The organism is Sinisalibacter aestuarii (assembly GCF_027923545.1).
GTDB lineage: Bacteria > Pseudomonadota > Alphaproteobacteria > Rhodobacterales > Rhodobacteraceae > Sinisalibacter > Sinisalibacter aestuarii.
In genome coordinates this window covers 1-24,379 of sequence record NZ_BROH01000009.1, presented here as the reverse complement: position 1 = coordinate 24,379, position 24,379 = coordinate 1, and the positions used below count along the sequence as shown (strand labels likewise).

The following is a 24,379-nucleotide window of genomic DNA, read 5'->3' as shown; positions in this document are numbered from 1 at the left end:
TGGGTATGAACAGCACTCGCCGCGGCCTTCTGATCATCCTGTCCTCGCCCTCGGGTGCGGGCAAGACGACGCTGGCGCGCAAGTTGATGGACTGGGATGAGACGCTGAGCTTTTCGGTCTCGGCCACCACCCGCAAGCCGCGCCCTGGTGAAGAGGACGGGGTGCATTACCATTTCGTCAGCGAAGCCGCGTTCAAGAAGATGGTGGCCGATGGTGCGATGCTGGAACATGCCCATGTGTTCGGCAATTTCTACGGCTCGCCGATGGCGCCGGTGAAAGAGGCGATCGACGCCGGGCGCGATGTGCTGTTCGACGTGGACTGGCAGGGCGCCGAGCAGATCAAGCATTCGGCGCTGCGCGATCATGTGCTTTCGGTGTTCGTTTTGCCGCCCTCCATCACCGAACTGCGCCGCCGGCTGGTGAGCCGGGGGCAGGATGCGGCCGATGTGATCCAGAAGCGGATGCAGAAAAGCTGGGACGAGATCAGCCATTGGCACGGCTACGATTACGTTCTGGTCAATGACGATCTCGACGTGACGTTTGAAAAACTCAAGACCATCGTCATCGCCGAACGGCTGCGCCAGGCCCAGCAGCCGGGCCTGTTCGATTTCATCCGTGGCCTGCAATCGGAATTCGAGGATCTGGAATGACGCTCTATTCGCTCGACGGGATCGCGCCCGAGCTGGCCGACGATGCCTGGGTCGCCCCCGATGCCAATCTGATCGGCAAGGTGGTGCTGCGCGCCGGGGCCTCGGTCTGGTTCGGGGCGACGCTGAGGGGCGACAATGAGCCGGTCGTGGTGGGCGAGGGGTCGAACCTGCAGGAAAACGTGGTCTGCCATACCGATATGGGCTTTCCGCTCACCATCGGTGCCAATGTGACCGTGGGCCACAAGGCGATGCTGCATGGCTGCACGATCCATGACGGCGCGCTGATCGGCATGGGGGCGACGATCCTGAACGGCGCGGTGATCGGCGAGGGCTGCCTGATCGGCGCCGGCGCTCTGGTGACCGAAGGCAAGGAGATCGCGCCGGGATCGCTGGTCATGGGCAGCCCGGGCCGGGTGGTGCGCGAACTGGACGCGGCGGCGCGCGCCAAGTTGGTCGGCTCGGCCACGCATTACCGCGAGAACGCGGCGCGCTACCGGGCGGGGCTTAAGAAGATCGGATAAGACGCCGAATTCTTTCTAAGAATTCGGATCGGTTTCTTAGAAAGAAACCGGGTTTCGCTCAGTCCTTGCCGCGATAAGGCTCGACATATTGCAAAGCCATGTCCCACGGGAAGAAAATCCACGTATCCTGGCTCACCTCGGTGATGAACGTATCCACCATCGGGCGGCCCTTGGGCTTGGCATAGACGGTGGCGAAATGCGCCTTGGGCAGCAGGGCGCGCACCACTTCGAGGGTTTTGCCGGTGTCGACGAGGTCGTCGATGATCAGCACGCCGGTGCCGTCGCCCATCATCGCCATGTCGGGCGACTTGATCACCACCGGCTCGGACTGGGCCTGGTGGTCGTAGCTCTTGACGCTGATCGTATCGACCAGCCGGATATCCAGTTCGCGGCTGACGATCATCGCCGGGGCCATGCCGCCGCGGGTGATCGCCACAACGGCCTTCCAGCCGCCGCCATCCGGCCCGTGGCCGTCGAGCCGCCAGGCGAGCGCCCGGCTGTCGCGGTGGATCTGATCCCAGGAAACGTGAAAGCCCTTTTCGTGGGGCAGGCGGTCGGTCATGCGTCTTTCCTCCCGTTGGACACGTCGATATCGGGCGAATCCACTGCCTTCATACCCACCGCGTGATAGCCGGCATCGACATGGTGGGTCTCGCCCGTCACGCCGGCACCGAGATCGGAGAGCAGATAGAGCGCCGAGTTGCCCACATCGTCGATGGTCACGTTGCGGCGCAGCGGCGAATTAAGCTCGTTCCACTTCAGAATATAGCGAAAATCGCCGATGCCGGAGGCGGCCAGCGTCTTGATCGGCCCGGCGGAGATGCCGTTGACGCGGATGCCATCCCTGCCGAAATCCTCGGCGAGATAGCGCACGCTGGCCTCCAGCGCGGCCTTGGCCACGCCCATCACGTTGTAATGCGGCATGACGCGCTCGCCGCCGAGATAGGTGAGCGTCACCATCGCGCCGCCATCGGGCATCAGCGCGGCGGCGCGGCGGGCCACGGCGGTGAAGGAATAGACGGAGATATCCATCGTCAGCAGAAAATTGTCGCGCGTCGTATCGGCGTATTTGCCGCGCAGCTGCGACTTGTCGGAAAAGCCGATGGCGTGAACGAGAAAGTCGATCTTGCCCCAGCTCTCCTCCAGCCGGCCGAACAGCGCATCCACGGAGGCGTCGTCCGACACGTCGCATTCGGCGACGATGGGAGCGCCGAGTTGTTCGGCCAGCGGGATGGCCCGTTTTCGCATGGTCTCGCCCTGATAGGAGATGGCCAGTTCGGCACCCGCGTCGCTCAGCGCTTTCGCGATGCCCCAGGCCATGCTCTTGTCGTTGGCGAGCCCCATGATCAGGCCCCGCTTGCCGTTCATCAACCCGTTCGACATTCGCTGTTCCCCGTCCCGCTACTATCGGTTAAGTCGGTTTAGGCGATTGATCGGACTGCTTCAAGCCTGCCACGAGGCTGTGCTGACGTGGCGGCAATCGGGGCGCGAAGACGGAGGCCGGCATGAGTGACAGAACGGGCATTTTCGCGGGCGACGATCCGTTCCGGATCGCCCAGGACTGGCTCGACGAGGCCGAGGCGCTGGAGCTCAACGATCCGAATGCGATGGCACTGGCCAGTGTCGATGCCGACGGGCTGCCGAATGTGCGTATGGTGCTGCTGAAAGAGATCGAGCCGGACGCTTTCGTTTTCTACACCAATTACGGCTCCGCCAAGGCGGGCGAGATCGAGGGCGCGGGCAAGGCGGCCTTCGTGATGCATTGGAAAAGCCTGCGCCGTCAGTTGCGGGTGCGCGGGCTGGTGACGCGCGAGGAGGGGGAACAGGCCGATGCCTATTTCGCCTCGCGCAGCCTCAAGAGCCGGCTCGGCGCCTGGGCCTCGCAGCAGAGCCAGCCGCTCGACAGCCGGGCGGCGCTGATGGCCGAGGTGGCGCGGCTCACCCCCCGGCTCGGGCTGCATCCGCCGCGCCCGGATTTCTGGGGCGGCTACCGGATCCGGCCGCTTGAGATCGAGTTCTGGGCCGATGGCGCCTTCCGGCTGCATGACCGATTCCGCTGGCGGCGCGACAGCGTCGATGCCGCCTGGGATGTGCAGCGCCTCAACCCCTGACTCGGCCCGCTACTCAACCTATGCATACAGCTCCGGCGGGCGTTTCGCCTTGCGGATGATTATTCGTGATTCACCTATCCCCAATGTGACGCAACGAAAAATCCGTGATATGGTGTTCTGTACAAAAGTATATGTTTTAGTTGGTTGCACATAACAACGTTCTGTCGCAGATATGTGGTGGGATGCGAACACATCGCGGGAAGCGCGCGACATGACGAAAGATCATGATGAGGTCGCCGGCGAGCGGGAAACCGTGCGCGGGCAAGTAAAATGGTTTGATCCAGCCAAGGGCTTCGGCTTCGTGGTGGTGGATCAGGGGCGGCCGGATATCCTGCTGCACGCAAATGTATTGCGAAACTTCGGCCAGAGTTCCGTGGCGGACGGCGCGCAGATCGAGTTGATCGCGCAGACGACCAAACGCGGGATGCAGGCCGTCGAGGTGCTGGCCATCGAACCGCCCGAAAGCGCGGAGGCAAGCTCCGACGTTTTGCAGCACGATCAGGTCGACCTGTCAGAGGCCGGCCCGCTGGAGCCGGCCCGAATCAAATGGTTCGACAAGGGCAAGGGCTTCGGCTTCGCCAACGTCTTCGGCAAGCCGGAAGACGTGTTCATCCATATCGAGGTTCTGCGCCGGTCGGGCTTTTCCGATCTGCAGCCGGGCGAGGCCGTCTGCCTGCGGGTGATCGACGGATCGCGCGGCCGGATGGCGGTGCTGGTCTGCGCCTGGGACATGGCGCTGGGCGGCGACGAAGGCGACGGCGGCGACGAAGGCGAGGGCGCGTGAGGGCAGGGCTGGCAGCGGCAGGATTTGCGCTGGCAGCTTTCGCACAGGCGGCCTGGGCCGGAGATGTCTGCGCGCCCGAGCGGCTCGATATCCGGGGCGGCTTTGGCGAGGCGCGGTTCACCGTCGAGATTGCCGATGACGATGCCGAGCGGGCGCAGGGGCTGATGTTCCGCGAGAGCCTGGGCACCTCGCAGGGGATGCTCTTCGTCTATCCGCGCGCCGGTGATCCGCGGTTCTGGATGAAGAATACGCTCATTCCGCTCGACATGGTTTTCGTCACTCCCGAGGGTGTGGTGCAGCATGTGCATGCGATGGCCCAACCCGGCGATTTGACGCCGATCGGCGGCGGCGACGGGGTGATTGCGGTGCTTGAGATCAGGGGCGGGCTTGCGGCGATGCTGGGAATCGCGCCGGGCGACGAGCTGCGCCACCCGGCCTTCGGATCTGACGCGGCCTGGCCCTGCGCCGAGTGATCGTGGCGCAACAAGGCTTCCCAATTCCGGCGGGCCTCTGTATGACACCGCCGTCGGGGCGTAGCGCAGCCTGGTAGCGCGCCTGTTTTGGGTACAGGAGGCCGTGAGTTCGAATCTCGCCGTCCCGACCATCTTCACCGTTTGGCCCAACCCTTTGGGAAACCACAACATACAGTGGATTTCGATCAGCAGGGCCGAAATCTGGTGTGCTTTCTGCCCGATTCTTACGCTAATCCAACATTTCACCCAGGCTGGCGCTTGCCTGTTGCAGCCCTGCCGCGCTTTGGGTCTGCTGCGGCGTTTTCGCCATTGCCGGGGGCAGGCTGAAGCGCTGCGCAAGAAGCGTGGGGGAAGGGCCTGAAAAAACGGGCCGTTTCCCGCTCTGTCCACAAATCGCCCACAGGCGCCGACTCGGAGCCGCGCAAACCGGCGCCCGCGTCAAGCAAAAAACATGAAAATTGGACGTTGATATTTCGTTAAGCCTACGCCAGTTTGTGCGAGCTGGTCGGCAAGCCACAATATATAGTGTGGCCGTTGGGCAGGTAGGGATAGGAAGACCTTGGTATCGAGCAGCCCCGCTCAGAGGTGGGGAGCGATAAAGCGTTGATCGCGTCATCGGTCGGCGGCGGCCCCTCTTTGGCCGTCCATCACTATCCTTTTCCTGCTTATCGCCTGACCGGGAGGTATCAATTCAATCCGCATGAAAAGGCGGGTGGCAGACGAAGGGGCCGATATGAAGATCGAACGCAAATTTACCGAGGCAGGCAAAGACGCTTATAACGATATATCCTTCACCACGACATCGTCGGAGATCCGCAATCCCGATGGCAAGGTGGTCTTCCACCTCGCAGGCGTGGAAGTGCCCGAAAACTGGAGCCAGGTGGCGTCCGACGTGATCGCCCAGAAATATTTCCGCAAAGCCGGTGTGCCCGCCGCCACCAAGCCGGTGAAGGAAACCGGCGTTCCCTCGTTCCTCTGGCGGCATGTGGCCGACGAGGCGGCGCTTGAAAAACTCCCGGAAGATCAGCGCTTTGGCGGTGAAACCTCGGCCAAGCAGGTGTTCAATCGCCTTGCGGGCGCCTGGGCCTATTGGGGCTGGAAGGGCGGCTATTTTACCACCGAGGCCGACGCCCAGGCCTATTTCGACGAAATGCGGTACATGCTGGCAGGCCAGATGGCAGCCCCGAACAGCCCGCAATGGTTCAACACCGGCCTGCACTGGGCCTATGGCATCGACGGCCCCAGCCAGGGGCATTACTACGTCGATCACGAGACGAAAGAGCTCACCAAGTCGGCCTCGGCCTATGAGCACCCGCAGCCGCATGCCTGCTTCATCCAGTCGATTGGCGACGATCTTGTCGGCGATGGCGGCATCATGGATCTCTGGGTGCGCGAGGCGCGTCTGTTCAAATACGGCTCCGGCACCGGCACCAACTTCTCGTCGCTGCGCGCGGCCAACGAGCCGCTCTCGGGCGGCGGCAAATCCTCGGGCCTGATGGGCTTTCTCAAGATCGGCGACCGCGCGGCGGGCGCGATCAAGTCGGGCGGCACCACGCGCCGGGCGGCGAAGATGGTGATCGTCGACGCCGACCACCCGGATATCGAGGAATATATCAACTGGAAGGTGAAGGAAGAGCAGAAGGTGGCCTCGCTCGTCGCCGGCTCGAAGATGCACGAGATGCATCTCAACCAGATCTTCGCCGCGATCCGCGCCTGGGACGGCGCGATCGAAGACGCCACCGATCCGAAGGTGAACGAAACCCTCAAGACGGCGATCCGCGATGCGAAAAAGGTCGCGATCCCGGAGAATTACGTCAAGCGCGTGCTCGACTACGCGCGTCAGGGCTACAGCTCGATCGAATTCCCGACCTATGACACCGACTGGGACAGCGAAGCCTATGCCACCGTATCGGGCCAGAACTCGAACAATACCGTGCGCGTCACCGATGCCTTCCTGCAAGCCGTCAAGGACGATGCCGACTGGGAACTGATCCGCCGCACCGATGGCGGGGTCGCCAAGACGATCAAGGCGCGCGATCTGTGGGAGCAGATCGGCCATGCCGCCTGGGCCTCGGCCGATCCGGGCATCCAGTATCACGATACGATCAACGACTGGCACACCTGCCCGGCGGATGGCGAGATCCGCGGCTCGAACCCGTGCTCGGAATACATGTTCCTCGACGACACCGCCTGCAACCTGGCCTCGATGAACCTGCTGCAATTCCTTGAAGGCGGCGAGTTCCAGGCCGAAGACTACATGCACGCCACCCGGCTGTGGACGATCACGCTGGAAATCTCGGTGATGATGGCGCAGTTCCCGTCGAAGGAAATCGCGCAATTGTCGTATGATTTCCGCACGCTGGGCCTTGGTTACGCCAACGTCGGCGGGCTCTTGATGAACATGGGCTACGGCTACGATTCGAAAGAGGGCCGGGCGCTCACCGGCGCGCTGACCGCGATCATGACCGGCACGGCCTACGCCACCTCCGCCGAGATGGCGGGCGAGCTGGGCGCGTTTGACGGCTATGCCCGCAACGCCCAGCACATGCTGCGGGTGATCCGCAACCACCGCACCGCCGCCTATGGCGCCGAGGAGGGCTATGACAGCCTGACCGTGAAGCCGGTGGCGCTGGACCACACCAACTGCCCCGACCGCAAGCTGGTGGATCTGGCCATGGGCTGCTGGGACGAGGCGCTGGCGCTGGGTGAGGCGCACGGTTACCGCAACGCCCAGGTTTCGGTGATCGCGCCGACCGGCACCATCGGCCTTGTGATGGATTGCGACACCACCGGCATCGAGCCCGATTTCGCGCTGGTGAAGTTCAAGAAGCTGGCCGGCGGCGGCTACTTCAAGATCATCAACCGCTCGGTGCCCGCCGGCCTTGAGGCGCTCGGCTATTCGTCGAGCCAGATCGAGGAAATCATCGCTTATGCGGTGGGTCACGGCACCCTTGGCAACGCGCCGGGGATCAACACCGCAACGCTGATGCAGAAGGGCTTCGGCGAGGCCGAGATCGAAAAGATCGAATCCAGCCTCAAGGGCGCCTTCGACATCCGCTTCCTGTTCAACCAGTGGACGCTGGGCGAGGATTTCTGCAAGCAAAGCCTCGGGCTGACCGATGAGCAGCTCAATGACCCGTCCTTCGACATGCTGCGCCATCTGGGCTTCACCCGCGCCGATATCGAGGCCGCCAACGACCATGCGATCGGCACCGGCACCACCGAGGGCGCGCCGCACCTGAAGGAAGAGCATTACAACGTGTTCGACACGGCCAACCCCTCGGGCCGCAAGGGCAGGCGCACCCTCTCGACCGACAGCCATATCTACATGATGGCGGCGGCGCAGAGCTTCATCTCGGGCGCGATCTCGAAGACGGTGAACATGCCCAACGACGCCACCATCGAGGATTGCCAGAAAGCCTATGAGCTTTCGTGGAGCCTCGGCGTGAAAGCCAACGCGCTCTACCGCGACGGCTCGAAGCTGAGCCAGCCGCTCGCCTCGGCGCTCGTCGAGGATGACGAGGAGGCCGAAGAGGTGCTCGCCACCGGCACCCCGCACCAGAAGGCGGAAGTGCTGGCCGAGAAGATCGTGGAGAAGGTCATCATCAAGGAAGTGGCCCGCGCTGGCCGCGAGAAACTTCCCGAACGCCGCAAGGGCTACACCCAGAAGGCGGTGGTGGGCGGCCACAAGGTCTACCTGCGCACCGGCGAATACAAGGATGGGGCGCTCGGCGAGATCTTCATCGACATGCACAAGGAAGGCGCGGGCTTCCGGGCGATGATGAACAACTTCGCCATCGCGGTTTCGGTCGGCCTCCAATATGGCGTGCCGCTGGAGGAATTCGTCGACGCCTTCACCTTCACCAAGTTCGAACCGGCGGGCATGGTGCAGGGCAACGACACGATCAAGAACGCGACCTCGATCCTCGATTACATTTTCCGCGAGCTTGCCGTGTCCTACCTCGACCGCACGGACCTGGCCCATGTCAAACCCGAAGGCTCGACCTTTGACGATCTGGGCCGTGGCGAAGAGGAAGGTGTGAGCAATATCAAGGAGATGAGCGAAACAGCCGCATCGCGCAGCCTGGAGGTTCTGAAGCAGATCAGCTCCACCGGCTATCTGCGCAAGCGCCTGCCGCAAGAGCTGGTCGTGCTGCAGGGCGGCGCCCAGGGCAGTGCCGGCTTCGCCGCGGCGGACCCGGAAGAGGCGCTGCACACCCTGGTGCCGGAAACGGCCGACGGGCTTGCCGGCGGCACGATGCTGAAATCGACCGGCACCACCGGCTCGACGGCGCTGTCCTCCGGCACGGTGACCACGGTGGATGCGCGCATCAAGGCCAGGATGCAGGGCTACGAGGGTGATCCGTGCCCCGAATGCGGCAATTACACGCTGGTGCGCAACGGCACCTGCCTGAAGTGCAATACCTGCGGTGGCACGACGGGTTGTTCGTGAGGTGAACACATGAAGAGCATGCGTGATATCATGCGGTATCTCCCGGACAACGGAGAAATCCGCCAACTTTTTCGGAACTTTAACATTTCTCCTATCATTGAGGGGAAAGCCCGATCAGTCAAAGAGTTCGCCGAACGCTTGGGCTTCGAAGTCGACCAGGTTGATCTTCCAAAAGGGATGACTGGTAGACTGGTAAAAGATGCATTTGCAAGGGCGGGCTACCGGATCGAAGTAAATAGGAACCATAGCGTTGAGGCGCGGCGGTTCGCGGTTTTGCACGAAATAGGACACTTTTTCCGGCATGCGGATCATGAAGATCCATTTGCTTTTGACATGCATTTTGATGCGTCGGGAAACTGGCTCTACTTTGACGAGGACCGCATCAAGGAACGCGAAGCGAACGAGTTTGCCGAAACTCTGTTGTTCGGGGACGGTGCTCTTCAGGCAGCCTATTCTTTGCATTTCGGGAACATTGAGCGTGTGCGCAGGCATTTCGGCGTTTCCGACAATGTTCTTCGAATTGCTTTGAAGCGGTTCAACATTCGTTGATGGCGAGGTCACTCAATGGAAGTCCGTGATTTCACAGGGTCTTTCCTGATCGACGGCCGCGAAACCGAGGAGATGGATCTGCGTGTGATCCTCTCCACCGGCGGCGGGGTCACCTCCGGGTCGGGCAGCTTTCCGGTTCCGGCGGCGCTGGCGGGGCGGGTCATGGAGGGCCCGCTCACCTTTCGCACCAGCGCGGGCGACGAGATCACCGTTCTCGTGCGCGACTTCATTCTGACCGAGGGGCGGGCCTATTTCCTCACCTCCGGGCGGGTGCCGCAAACCGCCGGCTCCGGCACGGCGCGATCGGCATGAACGGGCAGGGTAGGTAGGCCGGCGCTCCACCGGCGCGAATACCAGTACCTCACACGGGGCGGGTGCGCTCGCCCCCGACGCGGATAGGGCCGCAGGCAGAAAGCAACCGGGCGGTACGAAATACGAGCCTTATCAGCGAAACTGGGGAGCCCTGCGCTCCCCTTTTTCTTGGCCGGAGGCGCGGCGTGCCGGCCACAGGCCGCGAGCGCTGCGCCGGAAGATGCAATTTTTCTGGCGTTGACTTGTACTTTCGGGTAGGTCTGCCCTAAAACTATCGCAATTCAAGAATAGTCAGTGGTAAACACTGCATACAGGAGGCAGATGCGATGAACGGGCTTGTTCTGTGGTACAATCCGACTGCGCAAGTCGGAATGGTTTGGTGCGAAGACCAGGGGCCATTGGCCTTTATCGGTCCCGAAGCGTCCATGACGGGCGGCGACGAGACCCTTTCGAGCGGCGATCAGGTCACATTCACCGTCGAAATGCGCGAAGATGTGCGCTACGTGCGCGACATCTACCATGTGACCCCCGGCGTCGCGAGCAGCGACCCGCGCGACATCATCATGGGCCAGTATCGCGGCGATTTCGCCGAAGCGCGGCTGTCGATCGTCGCCTGAGGTCTGCGGGGCCATCGCCCCGCAGCACATTCTCAGCGGTTACTCGGCGCCACGCGCCAGTGCGGCAACCCCGGTGCGGGCCAGTTCGGCCAGCCCGAGCGGACGCATGAGATCGGCGAAAGCGTCGATCTTTTCCGGGCTTCCGGTGATCTCGAAGACAAAGCTTTCCAGCGTCGAATCCACCACGTTGGCGCGGAAAATATCGGCCAGCCGCAGCGCCTCGACGCGCCGTTCGCCGCTGCCCGCCACCTTGAACAGCGCCAGTTCCCGCTCCACCGCCGCACCCTCGACGGTGAGGTCATGCACTTCATGCACCGGCACGATGCGGCCAAGCTGCGCCTTGATCTGTTCGATCACCTGCGGCGTGCCGGTGGTGACGATGGTGATCCGCGAGCGGTGGCCGGTGTGATCCACCTCGGCCACGGTGAGGCTTTCGATATTGTAGCCCCGGCCCGAGAACAGGCCGATCACCCGCGCGAGCACGCCCGCCTCGTTGTCGACCACCACGGCAAGCGTGTGGCGCTCGATCACTTCGGCATGCGGGTCGCGCAGATCGTAGGCCGATTTGCGGGAGGCGCCTTTTTTGATTTTAAGTGCGGCCATTGGTCAACCCTCCTTACACCAGAACCGCGCCATCGTCGCCGATCGCATCGGTCGCCTGGGCGTCGCCCAGCAGCATCTTGTTATGCGGCTCGCCCGACGGGATCATCGGGAAGCAGTTTTCGTGTTTCTCGACAAGCACTTCCAGCAGGAAGGGGCCGTCATACTCGATCATTTCGCGGATCGCATCGTCCAGCTCCGCGGGGTCTTTCACCGTGCGGCCCTTGCAGCCCATCGCCTCGGCGAGTTTGGGGAAGTCCGGCAGGCTTTCCGTCCAGCTTTGCGAATAGCGCTCGCCATGCAGAAGCTGCTGCCACTGGCGGACCATGCCGAGGCGTTCGTTGTTGAGGATGAACTGCTTGACGGGCAGGCGGAACTGCACCGCCGTCGAGATCTCCTGCATGTTCATCATGAAGCTGGCATCGCCCGCGACATTGATGACCAGCGCATCGGGATGGGCGATCTGCACGCCGTTTGAGGCGGGCAGGCCGTAGCCCATCGTGCCGAGGCCGCCCGAGGTCATCCAGCGGTTCGGCTCGTCGAAGCCGAGGAATTGCGCCGCCCACATCTGGTGCTGGCCCACTTCGGTGGTTACATAGCGATCCATGCCGCGGGTCAGCTCTTCGAGCCGTTCGAGCGCGTATTGCGGTTTGATGATCGTGTCGGAGTTGGTGTAGTTCAGGCAGTTCACCGCCTTCCACTTTCCGATCTGCTCCCACCAGCCCTTGAGCCCGTCCTTGTTGACCTTGCGGCCCCGGGATTTCCAGATGCGCAGCAGGTCTTCGAGCACATGGGCCACGTCGCCGATGATCGGGATATCGACGTGGATCACCTTGTTGATCGACGAGGCGTCGATGTCGATATGCGCCTTCTTCGACTCCGGCGAGAAGCTGTCGAGCCGGCCGGTGATCCGGTCGTCGAACCGGGCGCCGATATTGATCATCAGATCGCAATCATGCATCGCCATGTTGGCTTCGTAGAGCCCATGCATACCGAGCATCCCCAGCCATTTGTCGCCCGAGGCCGGGTAGGCGCCGAGGCCCATCAGCGTCGAGGTGATGGGAAAGCCGGTGGCCTCGACCAGTTCGCGCAGCAAGAGGCTGGCCTGCGGGCCGGAATTGATCACGCCGCCGCCGGTGTAGAAGATCGGCCGTTCGGCGGCTTCCATCAGCTCGACGAGCTGGGTGATCGCCGCCACGTCGCCCTTGAGCTGCGGGCGGTAATGGTCGGTCCGCGATTTGGCGGGGGGCGTATAGTCGCCGGTGGCGAACTGCACATCCTTCGGAATGTCGACCAGCGTCGGCCCCGGCCGCCCGGTGGTGGCGACGTGGAAGGCCTGGTGGATCACCTCCGAGAGCTTGTTGGTGTCCTTCACCAGCCAGTTATGCTTGGTGCAGGGCCGGGTGATGCCAACCGTGTCGGCCTCCTGAAAGCCATCGGTGCCGATCATGAAGGTGGGCACCTGGCCGGTGAGTACGACGATGGGGATCGAATCCATCAGCGCGTCGGTCAGCCCGGTTACCGCATTGGTGGCGGCAGGCCCCGAGGTGACGAGCACGACGCCCGGCTTGCCGGTCGAACGGGCATAGCCCTCGGCGGCATGAACCGCGCCCTGTTCGTGGCGCACGAGGATGTGGCGGATGTCGTTTTGCTGGAAGATCTCGTCATAGATCGGAAGCACGGCGCCGCCGGGATAGCCGAATACCGTGTCCACACCCTGATCCTTCAGGGCCTGAACCACCATTTTCGCTCCGGTCATCTGACGTGTCATCTTTCTCTCCGTATCACGCGTCGTCTCAAAAAAAAGGCCCCCGAGGTTTCGGGGGCGCATGGGGTCTCAGACCTGGTGACGTTTACCGTCCCATGCGCCGCTCATCCACTACTACGATGAGAATGCCGGTCATTCTCAGGGCTCCTCTCTTAACGGGCGTCACCCTAGCAGCGTGACCGGGGGCGTCAACGCTGAAAACTCCGAATAAAGTGTCGCAGGGGTGCTTAGCTGCGATTTTTTCTTCCGTCATGGTGCTGATGTGCGGAACTTCCTTAAAATTGGGCGGCGGTTTTGGTCATTTTCGGCCTTTGAGCGCCGATTTGCCGCGCCGGAGAGTTTTACCGATCCGTTACATGGCTGTCGTTTTTCTGTCGCGTGGCTCTGGCACATGGCGCGGGACCGCCGCGTTTTGCGGCGATTCCGGTCACACGCGAACAGGAAAGGCAGCCAGCATGACCAAAGACCTCACCGATATGTCCTGGGACGATTTCGACGAGATGCGCGACCCGCGCCCGGCAACCAATGAATTCGACGCGGTCGTCGAGCGCGCGATCTCGCGCCGGGGCTTTCTCGGCGGGGCGCTGGCCTTCGGCTCCGGCGCCGCTGTCTTCGGCGCGTCGATGCTGACCCCGCTCGGCGCCCGCGCCGCCGCCTCGGGCGCCTTCCCGTTCGAGCCGATCGCCATCGGCACCGATTTCGACATCCACGTGCCCGCCGGCTATTCCTGGTCGACGCTGGTGCGCTGGGGCGATGCGCTCGTCTCCGAGGCCGAGGGCGCCTATTCGCCCGAAACCGGCGTGCCGGTGGCGATGGCCGACAAGGTGTTTGGCGAAAACACCGACGGGATGGAGCTGTTCGAGGTGGATGGCCGCGAGATCATCGCGGTGAACTCCGAATATGTGAACCCGAAGATCAATCTGCCCGCCGCCTCCGAGGGGGTCGCGCAGAATGCCGACGAAGTGGCGATGCTCAAGCACATGCAGGGCGTGACGGTGATGGAAGTGGCCAAATCGGCCAACGGCTACGCCGTGGTGGTCGACAGCCCCTATAACCGCCGTATTCACCACGATACCCCGATGGTCATGGATGGCCCGGCGGCGGGCTCCGCGCTGGTGCAGACCAATGCCGACCCGGCGGGCCTGTCACCCGTGGGCACGATGAACAATTGCGGTTCGGGCAAGACCCTCTGGGGCACCTATCTGACCTGCGAGGAAAACTTCAACGGCTATTTCGGCGCGACCGGCGCCTATGACGAGACCGATGGGATCAAGCGCTACGGCATCGGCGGCGAGGGCCGCTACGCCTACGAAAAGTTCGATCCGCGCTTCGACCTGAGCGCCGAGCCGAACGAGCCCAACCGCCATGGCTGGGTGACCGAGATCGACCCGGCCGACCCGCAAAGCACGCCGGTGAAGCATTCGGCGCTTGGCCGCTTCAAGCACGAAAACGCCGAGATGGTGCAGGCCGCTGATGGCCGGGTGGTCGTCTATATGGGCGACGACGAGCGCGGCGAGTTCATCTACAAATACGTCTCCAACGGCCTCTACACCGAGGGTGGCGCGACCGAGGGGCTGCTGTCGGACGGCATACTCTATGTGGCGAAGTTCAATGACGACATGACCGGCGAATGGCTGGCGCTGACGCCGGAAACCACCGGCATGAGCCTCGAAGAGATCCTTGTTTTCGCGCGCCTTGCCGGCTCGAAAGTGGGCGCGACGACGATGGACCGCCCGGAATGGATCTCGGCGCATCCGGCCCGCGCCGAAGCCTATTGCGCGCTGACCAACAACTCAAAGCGCGGCGGCGACTCGATGCCGGTGAACGCGGCCAACCCGCGTGAGACCAACGATTACGGCCAGATCGTGCGCTGGCAGCCGGCGGGCGGCGACCACGGCGCCACCGGCTTCACCTGGGATCTCTACGTGATGGCGGGCAACCCGGCGGTTTACGACAACGTCTATGGCGGGTCGGACAACATCACCGATGGCAACATGTTCAACTCGCCCGACGGCATGGCCTTCGACAGCACCGGGCTTCTGTGGATCCAGACCGATGGCGACGATTCCAACGAAGGCGACTTTGCCGGGCAGGGCAACAACCAGATGCTGGTCGGCAACCCCGATACCGGCGAGATCGCCCGCTTCCTCACCGCGCCGAACGGCGCCGAGGTGACCGGCCTGTGCTGGTCGGCCGACCGCAAGACCGCCTTTGTCGGCATCCAGCATCCGGGCGGCGCCTGGCCCGATGGCAACGGCAAACCGCGCTCGTCGGTCATCGCCGTGTGGCGCGACGATGGCGCGACCATCGGCTGAGCCCGATCGCATCGGCAAACCGGAAAGGCGCGCTGCAGAGCGCGCCTTTTCGCTCTGTCGGGAGGTCAGCCTCTGACGGGGGCGGAGCCGGGCAGGGTGATCGCGGCCACCTGCTCGGCAATCGGATCGTTCGAGAGCGGGTGCGGATCGGCACAGAAGGCGGCGGGATCGTCCATCTCGATCCATTCGCCGCCAACATAGACTTCGAGCGCGGAAAAGCGCGCCTTGTAATCCATCTTCGGGCTGCCGGGCACCCAGTAGCCGAGATAGACGTAGGGCAGCCCCGCCTCGGCGGCGAGCCGGATATGATCGAGGATTACATAGGTGCCCAGGCTGTCGCCCTGCCGGTCGGTATCGAAGAAGGAATAGACCATCGACAGCCCGTCATCGAGCACATCCGTCAGGCAGACGGCGACAAGCTGGCGCTGGCGGTCGGGATCGTCGATCGGCTGGGAATACTCGATCACCCGGCTCTTGATCGGCGTTTCCTCGATCATCGCGGCGAATTCGAACACGTCCATATCCGCCATGCCGCCATCGGCGTGGCGGTCATCGAGGTAGCGGCGGAAGAGTTCGTATTGCTCCTCCGTCGCCCAGGGCGCGCGGGTGCGGCGCAGAAGCTGTTCGTTGCGCCTGGTTGCGCGGCGCTGGCTCTTGCTTGGCTTGAAGTCCTTCACCCGCACCCGGGCCGAGAGGCAGGCCGAGCAATCCGAGCAGGAGGGCCGGTAGAGCACGTTCTGCGAGCGGCGGAAGCCCTGCTTCGACAGGGTGTCGTTCAATTCGCCCGCCTGTTCGCCCTGAAGCGCGGTGAACAGCTTACGTTCCATCCGGCCCGCCAGGTAAGGGCAGGTCTGCGGGGCAGTCACGTAGAACTGCGGGGCGAGCGGAAGTGTGTGGCGCATGGGTCGGGCGTGAGCGGTTGAAACGGTAAGGATTTCCTTGCCCGGAAGCCTAGCAATGAATGCGCCTTCCGCCAAGGGGGCATGCGGAACGGGGTAAATCCGCCCGTCAGGCCCGCGCCATGCGGTTCACCGCCGCCGTCCCGAGGGCGTGGTCGGTCAGCCCCTGGGCGCGCGCCGAGGTGAGCATGAGCACGATCGAGATCACCTGCGGCACCACCATCGACATCGACACCTGGTAGAGAAGCGTGTGCAGTGCGGCGGTGGCGAGATCGAAGCGCTCGCCGCGATGGGTGCGCATCTCGATGGCCGCGAGCCGCATCCCCGGCGTGGCCGAGCGGTTGGCGAGGCTCACCGTGCGGTAGATGAAGGCGATGATCACGATCAGCACGCCGAAGAAGAAAAACCCCACCCCGACCGTCAGAAGCGAGATCAGGAAGGCGGTGAGAAAGATCAGCGTGGCGTCGATAGCCCAGGCGATCAGGCGCTTGGCCGGCACATCGGCGTAAAACTCGGCCTGCGTGTCCGGGTCTGGCAACCCGCTGATTTTGGGGGGAAAGCTGCTCGAATAGGTCATCTTGGTCCGGGGTATGAGGGGGGCGGCCCCGGGGGGTGGGGCCGCGCATCGGCTTGGGAAATCAGGCCTCGGCCAGCGCGTCGGCGTCGCTGCGCGCAAGGCGGGCGCGGTCGGCGCGTTCGTCCATGAAGGTGTCGAATTCGCGCTGGTCGCGGGCCGAGCGCAGCCGGTCGAGGAAGGTCTCGAAGCTGTGCTGCTCGTCTTCGAGGCGGCGCAGCGTATCGGTGCGGTAGGCGTCGAAGCTGGCATTGCCGCTGGTGCGCTCGCGCGCCTCCGGCCCGAGACTGCGCAGTTGCTCGACGATCTCATCGGCATTCACTTGCGTGAAGTTCTGCGGCACGAAGCCGCCGCGCCAGCCGAGGATCGCGGCCAGCGCCACGCCGGCGGGCCAGAAATGCACGAAGGCCAGGGCGACTGCGGTGATGGCGAAGGCGCCGTAGATCAGCGTCGACAGGATCTGAACCGAGACGGGCATCCGCGGCTGCGCGGGGGCAGGGCGGGCAAAGCCGCGTTCGGTGGTCATCGTGGCGTGCATGAAAAAACTCCCTGAATGAAGCCGGGCCCCCAGAGGGGAGCCCGGAAAGGTGGATCAGGCTTTGCCGGCCTCGCCGTCCTCGATGTCATCGGCCTCGTCGGAGGCGCGGGCATCGCGGGCGGCACTGGCGCGATCGTCCATGAACTGGTCGAATTCCGATTTGTCCTTGGCGGCGCGCAGCCGGTCGAGGAAGGCCTCGAACTGTTCCTGTTCGTCCATCAGCCGTTTCAGCGTTTCGGCCTTATAGGCGTCGAAGGCGGTGTTGCCCGACGAACGGAAGCCGTGGCGGCGGTTCATGCGGTGCGCTTCGGCGAAGGCGTGGCGGCGATGGGCGCCCTTTTGGGCGCAACCGTTGGAAAACATGCGTTTGCTCCAGATCATATAGGCGAGAAGGGCGAGGCCGACGGGCCAGAAGAAGATGAAACCGAGGACCATGACGGCGATCCATGCGCCTTTGCCACGGTCATCGAGCCAGTTCTCGGCCCGGCGGAAAAAGCCCTCGTCAGTCTTTTGGGTTTCAAGATCGACGGCGAAGGTCATTGGGGGCTCCTTTGGTCCGGTTGGATGTGAATGTCTTTCACATTGCCTAGATTGGCACCATGCCCGCCGGTTTCAAGGAAAAATGTGAAGGCTTTTCACATTAATTTTGATTACACTGTAAAATCAGTAACTTCCGCCCCAGTCAGGCGGAGGATTTCACGCGGATCGGCGGCAAAAATGTGCCGGGGCGTGCCAGCGGCGGCCCAGACGACGCGGAAATCGAGGAGTCGCGGGTCGAAAAAGGCGCGGATCGGCGAGAGGTGACCGAGCGGCGCGACGCCGCCGATGGCAAAGCCGGTCTGCGCCCGGATCAGCCCGGCATCGGCCTTGCCGAGCGCTTCGCCGGCGGCGGCGCTGGCCTTGCCCGCATCCACCTGGTTGCCGCCGGCGGTGAGAAAGAGCACCACCCGCCCGTCGGCCTCGCCGCGAAAGATGATCGACTTCACGATCTGGTCGAGCTCGCAGCCTGCCGCCGCCGCCGCGTCCGCCGCCGTGCGCGTGCCCTCGGCCATTTCCATGATCTCGGCGGCCACGCCGGCCGCCTCCAGCGCCTGCTCGACCCGTTTCAGTGATTTCGATTTCGCCATGATCCGCTCCGGGCGTTGCGCGTTTCGCGCGACTATTCCCGCGGGCGCGCGGAATGTCCACCGGCTGAGGCAGGGTGCCGCTTGACCGTCCCGCGGCCCCGACGCATGGTCCGGCCATGACATTCGCCGCCCGGATCACCCGCGTTCCCTTGCCCTTCGATGCCGACCATGGCGCCGAGGCCCGCGATGCCTTTGGTGACCTTGCGCCAGAGCTTCAGGAGCTGATCGAGGGCGCCGCCGGGTGCAGCCCCTATCTCAAGGGCCTGATGGAGCGCGACGCCGACTGGCTGCGCATGGCACTTGCCGGCGATCCGGATGAAGCGCTTGATGCGGCAATTGCCGAGGGCGTGGCGGGCGAGGGCGATCCGGCCGCCGCGCTCAGGATCGCCAAGCGCCGGGTGGCGCTGCTGACCGGGCTGGCCGATCTCGCCGGGGTCTGGCCGCTGGAGACGGTGACCGGGGCGCTGACGCGGCTGGCAGACGCCGCGACCGACCGGGCGCTTACCTACCAGGTGGGCCGCGAGATCGCGCGCGGCAAGCTGCCGGGCGCGACCGAAGACGATATCCCCACCGCCGCCGGTGCGGTGGCGCTGGCGATGGGCAAGATGGGGGCGGGGGAGCTTAACTATTCCTCCGATATCGACCTGATCATGCTGTTCGACGAAAGCCGTTTCGAGCGCGACGATTTTCACGAGGCGCGGGCGAGCTTCATCCGCGCCACGCGGCGGATGAGCGCCACGCTGAGCGAGATGAGCGCCGAGGGCTATGTGTTTCGCACCGATCTGCGGCTCAGGCCAGACCCGTCGGTCACGCCGGTGATCCTCGCCATGGCCACCGCCGAGAGCTATTATGAAAGCCTCGGGCGCACCTGGGAGCGGGCGGCGCATATCAAGGCGCGCGCCTGCGCCGGCGATATCGCGGCGGGCGATGCCTATCTCGACCGGCTGCGCCCCTTCGTCTGGCGCAAGCATCTCGACTTCGCCGCCATTCAGGACGCCCATGACATGCGGCTGCGCATCCGCGCCCATAAGGGGCTGGGCGGGCCGATCACCCTTGACGGGCATGACATGAAGCTCGGGCGTGGCGGCATCCGCGAGATCGAGTTTTTTACCCAGACCCGCCAGCTTATCTCCGGCGGGCGCGATCCCAGCCTGCGCGAGCGGGGGACCGTGCCGGGCCTCGCGGCGCTCGCGGCCGCCAATTGGGTGCCCGACGATGTGGCCGAGCTGCTCACCTGGCATTACCGCAATCACCGCGAGATCGAGCACCGCGTGCAGATGGTGCGCGATGCCCAGACCCATGCGCTGCCGACTAGCCCCGAAGGGTTCCGGCGGCTGGTGATGATGATGGGCGAGACGGACGTGCCTGCCTGGCAGGGCCGGCTGCGCGCGGCGCTGGAGGAGGTGCACGCGCTGACCGAAGGGTTCTTCGCGCCCGAGGAGCGGGTGACGGCGATGCCGGAGATCGACGAGGAAGAGGCCGAGATCGTCGACCGCTGGCGCTCCTATCCCGCCTGCCGCTCGGCGCGGGCGGCGGGGATCTTCGAGCGGCTGAAGCCCGATCTGCTGGCCCGGCTCTCCAAGGCCGCGCGTCCGCGCGAGGCGCTGGTGCAGTTCGATGCCTTCCTCAAGGGCCTGCCGGCGGGGGTGCAGCTTTTCGCGCTGTTCGAGGCCAACCCGGCGCTGGTCGACCTGATCGTCGATATCGCCGCCACCGCCCCGGCGCTCGCCGTCTATCTCGGGCGCAACAGCCGGGTGCTCGAAGCGGTGATCGTGGGCGATTTCTTCAGCCCCTGGCCGGGGCTCGACGTGCTGACCGCGGCGCTCACCGAGCGGCTCGCGGCGCTGGAAGGCGATTACGAGGCCCAGCTCGACGCGGCGCGCCACTGGATGAAGGAATGGCATTTCCGCATCGGCGTGCACCATCTGCGCGGGCTGATCTCGGGCTGGGACGCGGGCGCGCAATATTCCGATCTGGCCGAGGCGGTGCTGCGCGCGCTCTGGCCGCTGGTGGTGGCGGAATTCGCCGCCAAGCACGGCGATCCGCCGGGGCGCGGCGCGGCGCTGATCGGCATGGGCAGCCTTGGGGCGCGGACGATTTCCTCGACCTCCGATCTCGATCTGATCGTGATCTACGACGCGGACGGGGTGGAAAGCTCCGACGGCCGCCGCCCGCTGGCGGCGCGTGCCTATTTCTCCAGGCTTACCCAGGCGATGGTGACGGCGCTCACCGCACCGATGCCCGAGGGCAAGCTCTACGAGGTCGACATGCGGCTGCGCCCCTCCGGGCGGCAGGGGCCGGTGGCGACCTCGATCGACAGTTTCCGCGCCTATCAGCGCGATGAAGCCTGGACCTGGGAGCACCTCGCGCTCACCCGGGCACGGCTGGTGGCGGGCGATGCCGGGATCGGCGCCGAGGTGGAGGCGGTGCGCCATGACGTGCTGGCGCAGAAGCACGAGCCGGAGGCGGTGTTCAGGGATGTGATCGACATGCGCGCGCGCATCGCCGAGGCGAAGGCGCAGGGGGCCGGCCCGCTCGACGCCAAGATCGGTGCGGGGCGGCTGCAGGATATCGAACTGGCCGCGCAATGCGCGGTGCTGCTCGCGGGCGACGGCCCCGGCGATGTGGCCGGGCAACTGGCGCAGGGCGTCGCCATCGGCTGGTTCACCGAGGCCGAAGCCGGGGCGATGATCGCGGCCTATATGCTTTTGTGGCGGATGCAGGCGGCGGCGAAGCTGCTGAGCGACGGGCCGCTCGATTTCGAGAGCATCGGCGCGGGCGGGCTGGCCTTCTTGCTGCGCGAGACCGGGATGGAGGATGCCGCCGCGCTGGAGGCGGCGGTAACCGCCCGCGCCGCCGCGGCGCAAGCGGCCATCGAGGCGGCGCTGGGCCGCGTGCCCGCAGGGAGGGTAACATGACCGATCACGATCCACGCAGGCTGATCGCCGAGGCGTATAACATCGAGGGTATCGGCCTGGCCGAGTGCCGGTCGATCTTTTTCGACTGGGCGATGTCGCGCCCCGAAGGCGACGAGGGCGAGGCGATCTCGGCGCTGCTTGCCGATCACGGCGCCGCTGCGCCCGATCACCCGATGACGGCGGTGCTGCGCGAAGGGCTTGCGGGCGCGGCCCGGCCCAAGGGCCGCCGCGGCGGGCGGCGCGGGCGGCTGGCGCATTGAGCGATATCGCGGCGAGTTTGGGTTATTCAACCTAAAAACAATGTATTGCGGAACCCGTGCCGCGATGTCGTGGCGCGGCGATGCCGCAACTCCAGAACTCCAGGATTCTAGCGCTGTAGCGGCAATGGCGCCGGTTTCCGGGCGTGCGGTTTTCTTCGCTGCGTCCCGGCGGGCGTGACAGGCTCACTTGCCCTGCCAGCGGGCCGGTTGCACCTGTGGCAGCGGGTCCGCGCATCCCTCTGGCTTTGATCCACGATAGGGCGTAGAAACCGGGAAAACGCGGTTCAGGCAGGGTGACATGGCGGTTGGGATTTTCGATAGCGGGCTTGGCGGGCTCACGGTCTACGACGCGGTGACCAAACGGCTGCCCGACGTGCCCTTCGTCTATTTCGGCGATAACAAGCATGCGCCCTACGGTGTGCGCGATGCCGACGATATCTACAACCTCACCACCGCCGCCGTCGAACGGCTCTGGGCCGAAGGCTGCGATCTGGTGATCCTCGCCTGCAACACCGCCTCCGCCGCCGCGCTGCGCCGGATGCAGGAGCAATGGCTGCCCGCCGACAAGCGGGTGCTCGGTGTGTTCGTGCCGCTGATCGAGGCGCTGACCGAGCGCGACTGGGGCGACAACAGCCCGCCGCGCGAGGTGGGGGTGAAGCATGTGGCGCTGTTCGCCACGCCCGCCACGGTGGCGAGCCGCGCCTTTCAGCGCGAGCTGGCGTTTCGCGCCATCGGTGTCGATGTCGAGGCGCAGGCTTGCGGCGGCGTGGTCGATGCGATCGAGGAGGGCGATGCGATCCTCGCCGAAGCGCTGGTGCGCAGCCATGTGGATGCGCTCAAACGCAAGATGCCGAAGCCCGAAGCCGCGATCCTCGGCTGCACCCATTACCCGCTGATGCAGGAGGTGTTTCAGGATGCGCTGGGCGCGGATGTGACCGTGTACAGCCAGGCTGGCCTCGTGGCCGACAGCCTTGCCGATTACCTCGGCCGGCATCCGAAGATGATCGGTCCGGGCGAGGTGTCGCGGCTGCTCACCACCGGCGATCCGCGCAAGGTGTCGAACCAGGCGACGCAATTCCTGCGACGACAGATCACCTTCGAAGCCGCCTGATTTGCACGCGGGCCCCTGTATTCCCATATCTGACTTGAATTGAAGAGGTCACCCATGACCCACAAAATCGCTATCCTCGGCGCATCCGGCTATACCGGGGCGGAGTTGGTCCGCATCATCGCCACCCATCCGACGATGGAAATCGTCGCCCTCTCCGCCGACCGCAAGGCGGGGATGGAGATGTCGGACGTCTACCCGCATCTGCGCGCCTATGCGCTGCCGAAGCTGACCACGATCGACGAGATCGACTTTTCGCAGGTCGATCTGGCCTTTGCCGCTTTGCCGCACGGGCTGAGCCAGGCGCTGGTGCGCGATCTGCCGCGCTCGGTGAAGGTGGTCGATCTCGGCGCCGATTTCCGGCTGCGCGATCCGGCGGCATATGAAAAGTGGTATGGCCAGCCGCATGTGGCGGTGGAACTGCAGAAGGAGGCGGTCTACGGCCTCACCGAGTTCTACCGCGACGAGATCCGCGAGGCGCGGCTGGTGGCGGGCACCGGCTGCAACGCCGCGACGGTGCAATATGCGCTGCGGCCGCTGATCGGGCAGGGGCTGATCGACCTCGACCGGATCATCTGCGACCTCAAGAACGGCATTTCCGGCGCCGGGCGGAGCCTGAAGGAAAACATGCTCTTCGCTGAGCGCTGGACCAATGTCGAGGGCTATGCCCAGGGCGGCAAGCACCGCCATCTGGGCGAGTTCGATCAGGAGTTTTCGGCGCTGGCCGGGCGGAAGGTGGAGATCGTCTTCACACCGCATCTGGTGCCGGCGAGCCGGGGCATCCTGGCCGATTGCTATGTCGAGGGCGATCCGAAGGCGATCCATGCGGCGCTGGCGCGGCAATATGCAAGCGAACCCTTCGTCACCGTGTTACCCTACGGTCAGGCGCCGGGGATGGGACATGTTACCGCGTCCAACCAGTGCCATATCGGTGTTATTGCAGACCGCAAGGAGAACCGCGCGCTTGTCGTCTCGACCTTGGACAATCTTACCAAAGGGTCGTCGGGCCAGGCTGTGCAGAACGCGAACCTGATGTTGGGGGAGGAGGAGACGGCCGGGCTGATGCTCGCCCCGGTATTCCCCTGAGGAGACGAAAATGGCTGGTATGAAAGGTCTGAAAAAACAACGGCGTATCCAGATCGTGCTGGTGGCGTTTGTTGCGCTGGGGCTATCGACGGCGCTGATCGGCTATGCCCTGCGCGACGGGATCAACTATTTCCGCGACCCGAGCCAGATCCTCGCCGATCCGCCGGGGCCGACGGAGGTGTTCCGCATCGGCGGGCTGGTCGAATCGGGCAGCCTCGTGCGCGGCGATGGCGAGGTGGTGCGCTTCAGCGTGACCGACGGGGCCGAGAGCATTCCGGTCGAATTCACCGGCATCCTGCCCGACCTCTTTGGCGAGAACCAGGGCATGATCGGCACCGGCACCTATGTGAACGGCGTGTTCGTCGCCAGCGACATCCTTGCCAAACATGATGAAAGCTACATGCCGAAAGAGGTGATCGACTCGCTGAAGGACGAGGGGCTGTATCAGGAGCCCGGCTCCTGATCGCGACCTTGATCCCGGGAATGCTGAGCGCCCCGTTTTGTGCGGGGCGTTTTTCCTTGTCCGCCGCGTGGAAGCAGGTGGCCGGGGCAGAAGGCGCTTGACGCCGCACCTTGCCCGGATTTCGGCTTCACCGGAAAACCGGAAAACCGGAAAACCGGAAAACCGGAAAACCGGAAAACCGGAAAACCGGAAAACCGGAAAACCGGAAAACCGGAAAACCGGAAAACCGGAAAACCGGAAAACCGGAAAACCG

The 24,379-nt window shown here is 64.5% G+C and carries 25 protein-coding genes and 1 tRNA gene; 16 read left to right on the top strand and 10 right to left on the bottom strand.

Going from position 1 to position 24,379, the window contains the following annotated elements; all coding sequences use genetic code 11:
- Window positions 1–5 precede the first annotated feature (5 nt).
- Entirely contained in the window at window positions 6–650 is a 645-nt protein-coding gene (gene gmk, locus QMG28_RS14365; RefSeq protein WP_281843009.1) for a guanylate kinase, read from the top strand.
- On the top strand, window positions 647–1,171 hold the full coding sequence (locus tag QMG28_RS14360; protein WP_281843008.1) for a gamma carbonic anhydrase family protein: 525 nt from the start codon (window positions 647–649) through the stop codon (window positions 1,169–1,171). Before gmk ends, QMG28_RS14360 begins: the two co-directional genes overlap by 4 nt.
- Window positions 1,172–1,229: 58 nt before the next feature.
- Here the strand turns inward: QMG28_RS14360 and gpt are convergent, their stop codons facing one another.
- A complete protein-coding gene (gpt, locus tag QMG28_RS14355) occupies window positions 1,230–1,733 on the bottom strand; it encodes a xanthine phosphoribosyltransferase (RefSeq protein ID WP_281843007.1) in 504 nt (167 codons plus the stop codon).
- Entirely contained in the window at window positions 1,730–2,554 is an 825-nt protein-coding gene (gene fabI / locus QMG28_RS14350) for an enoyl-ACP reductase FabI (protein WP_281843006.1), read from the bottom strand. Before fabI ends, gpt begins: the two co-directional genes overlap by 4 nt.
- Before the next feature lie 122 nt (window positions 2,555–2,676).
- Here fabI and pdxH point away from each other — a divergent pair, with 122 nt between their 5' ends.
- The 8 genes from pdxH (at window position 2,677) to QMG28_RS14310 (ending at window position 10,470) form a co-directional block, all read left to right on the top strand.
- Window positions 2,677–3,282: a pyridoxamine 5'-phosphate oxidase gene (pdxH, locus tag QMG28_RS14345; protein WP_281843005.1), complete on the top strand. Its 606-nt coding sequence runs from the start codon at window positions 2,677–2,679 to the stop codon at window positions 3,280–3,282.
- Between the two features lie 211 nt (window positions 3,283–3,493).
- Window positions 3,494–4,066: a cold-shock protein gene (locus QMG28_RS14340; protein WP_281843004.1), complete on the top strand. Its 573-nt coding sequence runs from the start codon at window positions 3,494–3,496 to the stop codon at window positions 4,064–4,066.
- Window positions 4,063–4,539: a DUF192 domain-containing protein gene (locus QMG28_RS14335; RefSeq protein WP_281843003.1), complete on the top strand. Its 477-nt coding sequence runs from the start codon at window positions 4,063–4,065 to the stop codon at window positions 4,537–4,539. Before QMG28_RS14340 ends, QMG28_RS14335 begins: the two co-directional genes overlap by 4 nt.
- Before the next feature lie 54 nt (window positions 4,540–4,593).
- A tRNA-Pro gene (locus QMG28_RS14330) sits at window positions 4,594–4,670 on the top strand.
- Between the two features lie 602 nt (window positions 4,671–5,272).
- The gene (locus tag QMG28_RS14325) at window positions 5,273–8,992 is read left to right on the top strand and encodes a vitamin B12-dependent ribonucleotide reductase (RefSeq protein WP_281843002.1); all 3,720 of its coding nucleotides are present in this window, start codon (window positions 5,273–5,275) and stop codon (window positions 8,990–8,992) included.
- Window positions 8,993–9,001: 9 nt separating this feature from the next.
- Window positions 9,002–9,541, top strand: coding sequence for an ImmA/IrrE family metallo-endopeptidase (locus QMG28_RS14320; protein ID WP_281843001.1), 540 nt, complete (start codon window positions 9,002–9,004; stop codon window positions 9,539–9,541).
- Between the two features lie 15 nt (window positions 9,542–9,556).
- Window positions 9,557–9,853 (top strand): hypothetical protein, encoded by a 297-nt coding sequence (locus QMG28_RS14315; RefSeq protein WP_281843000.1) that lies wholly within the window; start codon window positions 9,557–9,559, stop codon window positions 9,851–9,853.
- Between the two features lie 326 nt (window positions 9,854–10,179).
- Entirely contained in the window at window positions 10,180–10,470 is a 291-nt protein-coding gene (locus tag QMG28_RS14310; RefSeq protein WP_281842999.1) for a hypothetical protein, read from the top strand.
- A gap of 39 nt (window positions 10,471–10,509) precedes the next feature.
- Here the strand turns inward: QMG28_RS14310 and ilvN are convergent, their stop codons facing one another.
- Together ilvN and QMG28_RS14300 are read right to left on the bottom strand one after the other, a co-directional pair.
- A complete protein-coding gene (gene ilvN / locus QMG28_RS14305; RefSeq protein WP_281842998.1) occupies window positions 10,510–11,073 on the bottom strand; it encodes an acetolactate synthase small subunit in 564 nt (187 codons plus the stop codon).
- A gap of 13 nt (window positions 11,074–11,086) precedes the next feature.
- Window positions 11,087–12,841: an acetolactate synthase 3 large subunit gene (locus QMG28_RS14300; RefSeq protein WP_281842997.1), complete on the bottom strand. Its 1,755-nt coding sequence runs from the start codon at window positions 12,839–12,841 to the stop codon at window positions 11,087–11,089.
- A gap of 452 nt (window positions 12,842–13,293) precedes the next feature.
- On the opposite strand from QMG28_RS14300, the gene QMG28_RS14295 reads away from it, so the two are divergent.
- Complete coding sequence (locus QMG28_RS14295; RefSeq protein WP_281842996.1) at window positions 13,294–15,153, top strand: PhoX family protein; 1,860 nt, start codon at window positions 13,294–13,296, stop codon at window positions 15,151–15,153.
- A gap of 65 nt (window positions 15,154–15,218) precedes the next feature.
- Here the strand turns inward: QMG28_RS14295 and QMG28_RS14290 are convergent, their stop codons facing one another.
- The 5 genes from QMG28_RS14290 to QMG28_RS14270 all read right to left on the bottom strand — a co-directional run bounded on the left by QMG28_RS14290 (window position 15,219) and on the right by QMG28_RS14270 (window position 18,291).
- The gene (locus QMG28_RS14290) at window positions 15,219–16,055 is read right to left on the bottom strand and encodes an arginyltransferase (protein WP_281842995.1); all 837 of its coding nucleotides are present in this window, start codon (window positions 16,053–16,055) and stop codon (window positions 15,219–15,221) included.
- A gap of 106 nt (window positions 16,056–16,161) precedes the next feature.
- On the bottom strand, window positions 16,162–16,629 hold the full coding sequence (locus QMG28_RS14285; protein WP_281842994.1) for an RDD family protein: 468 nt from the start codon (window positions 16,627–16,629) through the stop codon (window positions 16,162–16,164).
- 61 nt (window positions 16,630–16,690) lie between these two features.
- A complete protein-coding gene (locus QMG28_RS14280) occupies window positions 16,691–17,164 on the bottom strand; it encodes a DUF2852 domain-containing protein (RefSeq protein WP_281842993.1) in 474 nt (157 codons plus the stop codon).
- Window positions 17,165–17,218: 54 nt separating this feature from the next.
- Window positions 17,219–17,704 carry a DUF2852 domain-containing protein gene (locus tag QMG28_RS14275; protein WP_281842992.1) on the bottom strand — a complete coding sequence of 162 codons (486 nt, stop codon included), beginning with the start codon at window positions 17,702–17,704 and terminating at the stop codon, window positions 17,219–17,221.
- Window positions 17,705–17,814: 110 nt separating this feature from the next.
- Window positions 17,815–18,291 (bottom strand): YbaK/EbsC family protein, encoded by a 477-nt coding sequence (locus QMG28_RS14270; protein ID WP_281842991.1) that lies wholly within the window; start codon window positions 18,289–18,291, stop codon window positions 17,815–17,817.
- Between the two features lie 116 nt (window positions 18,292–18,407).
- On the opposite strand from QMG28_RS14270, the gene glnE reads away from it, so the two are divergent.
- The 5 genes from glnE (at window position 18,408) to ccmE (ending at window position 24,126) form a co-directional block, all read left to right on the top strand.
- Entirely contained in the window at window positions 18,408–21,209 is a 2,802-nt protein-coding gene (gene glnE / locus QMG28_RS14265; protein ID WP_281842990.1) for a bifunctional [glutamate--ammonia ligase]-adenylyl-L-tyrosine phosphorylase/[glutamate--ammonia-ligase] adenylyltransferase, read from the top strand.
- Window positions 21,206–21,469, top strand: coding sequence for a hypothetical protein (locus QMG28_RS14260; RefSeq protein ID WP_281842989.1), 264 nt, complete (start codon window positions 21,206–21,208; stop codon window positions 21,467–21,469). The genes glnE and QMG28_RS14260 overlap by 4 nt, the downstream gene beginning before the upstream one ends.
- A 298-nt stretch (window positions 21,470–21,767) precedes the next feature.
- Complete coding sequence (locus QMG28_RS14255) at window positions 21,768–22,580, top strand: glutamate racemase (protein WP_281842988.1); 813 nt, start codon at window positions 21,768–21,770, stop codon at window positions 22,578–22,580.
- Between the two features lie 54 nt (window positions 22,581–22,634).
- A complete protein-coding gene (argC, locus tag QMG28_RS14250; RefSeq protein WP_281842987.1) occupies window positions 22,635–23,663 on the top strand; it encodes an N-acetyl-gamma-glutamyl-phosphate reductase in 1,029 nt (342 codons plus the stop codon).
- 19 nt (window positions 23,664–23,682) lie between these two features.
- On the top strand, window positions 23,683–24,126 hold the full coding sequence (gene ccmE, locus QMG28_RS14245; protein WP_281843141.1) for a cytochrome c maturation protein CcmE: 444 nt from the start codon (window positions 23,683–23,685) through the stop codon (window positions 24,124–24,126).
- Here the strand turns inward: ccmE and QMG28_RS14240 are convergent.
- On the bottom strand, window positions 24,108–24,379 hold a 272-nt coding region (locus QMG28_RS14240; RefSeq protein WP_281842986.1), incomplete at its 5' end, for a hypothetical protein. The two genes, ccmE and QMG28_RS14240, sit on opposite strands and share 19 nt — an antisense overlap.

Bases quoted from the DNA above. Each gene is read 5' to 3' on its own strand.
- gmk (WP_281843009.1), top strand. From the start codon at position 6: ATGAACAGCACTCGCCGCGGCCTTCTGATCATCCTGTCCTCGCCCTCG.
- QMG28_RS14360 (WP_281843008.1), top strand. From the start codon at position 647: ATGACGCTCTATTCGCTCGACGGGATCGCGCCCGAGCTGGCCGACGAT.
- gpt (WP_281843007.1), bottom strand. From the start codon at position 1,733: ATGACCGACCGCCTGCCCCACGAAAAGGGCTTTCACGTTTCCTGGGAT.
- fabI (WP_281843006.1), bottom strand. From the start codon at position 2,554: ATGTCGAACGGGTTGATGAACGGCAAGCGGGGCCTGATCATGGGGCTC.
- pdxH (WP_281843005.1), top strand. From the start codon at position 2,677: ATGAGTGACAGAACGGGCATTTTCGCGGGCGACGATCCGTTCCGGATC.
- QMG28_RS14340 (WP_281843004.1), top strand. From the start codon at position 3,494: ATGACGAAAGATCATGATGAGGTCGCCGGCGAGCGGGAAACCGTGCGC.
- QMG28_RS14325 (WP_281843002.1), top strand. From the start codon at position 5,273: ATGAAGATCGAACGCAAATTTACCGAGGCAGGCAAAGACGCTTATAAC.
- QMG28_RS14320 (WP_281843001.1), top strand. From the start codon at position 9,002: ATGAAGAGCATGCGTGATATCATGCGGTATCTCCCGGACAACGGAGAA.
- QMG28_RS14315 (WP_281843000.1), top strand. From the start codon at position 9,557: ATGGAAGTCCGTGATTTCACAGGGTCTTTCCTGATCGACGGCCGCGAA.
- QMG28_RS14310 (WP_281842999.1), top strand. From the start codon at position 10,180: ATGAACGGGCTTGTTCTGTGGTACAATCCGACTGCGCAAGTCGGAATG.
- ilvN (WP_281842998.1), bottom strand. From the start codon at position 11,073: ATGGCCGCACTTAAAATCAAAAAAGGCGCCTCCCGCAAATCGGCCTAC.
- QMG28_RS14300 (WP_281842997.1), bottom strand. From the start codon at position 12,841: ATGACACGTCAGATGACCGGAGCGAAAATGGTGGTTCAGGCCCTGAAG.
- QMG28_RS14295 (WP_281842996.1), top strand. From the start codon at position 13,294: ATGACCAAAGACCTCACCGATATGTCCTGGGACGATTTCGACGAGATG.
- QMG28_RS14290 (WP_281842995.1), bottom strand. From the start codon at position 16,055: ATGCGCCACACACTTCCGCTCGCCCCGCAGTTCTACGTGACTGCCCCG.
- QMG28_RS14285 (WP_281842994.1), bottom strand. From the start codon at position 16,629: ATGACCTATTCGAGCAGCTTTCCCCCCAAAATCAGCGGGTTGCCAGAC.
- QMG28_RS14280 (WP_281842993.1), bottom strand. From the start codon at position 17,164: ATGCACGCCACGATGACCACCGAACGCGGCTTTGCCCGCCCTGCCCCC.
- QMG28_RS14275 (WP_281842992.1), bottom strand. From the start codon at position 17,704: ATGACCTTCGCCGTCGATCTTGAAACCCAAAAGACTGACGAGGGCTTT.
- QMG28_RS14270 (WP_281842991.1), bottom strand. From the start codon at position 18,291: ATGGCGAAATCGAAATCACTGAAACGGGTCGAGCAGGCGCTGGAGGCG.
- glnE (WP_281842990.1), top strand. From the start codon at position 18,408: ATGACATTCGCCGCCCGGATCACCCGCGTTCCCTTGCCCTTCGATGCC.
- QMG28_RS14260 (WP_281842989.1), top strand. From the start codon at position 21,206: ATGACCGATCACGATCCACGCAGGCTGATCGCCGAGGCGTATAACATC.
- QMG28_RS14255 (WP_281842988.1), top strand. From the start codon at position 21,768: ATGGCGGTTGGGATTTTCGATAGCGGGCTTGGCGGGCTCACGGTCTAC.
- argC (WP_281842987.1), top strand. From the start codon at position 22,635: ATGACCCACAAAATCGCTATCCTCGGCGCATCCGGCTATACCGGGGCG.
- ccmE (WP_281843141.1), top strand. From the start codon at position 23,683: ATGAAAGGTCTGAAAAAACAACGGCGTATCCAGATCGTGCTGGTGGCG.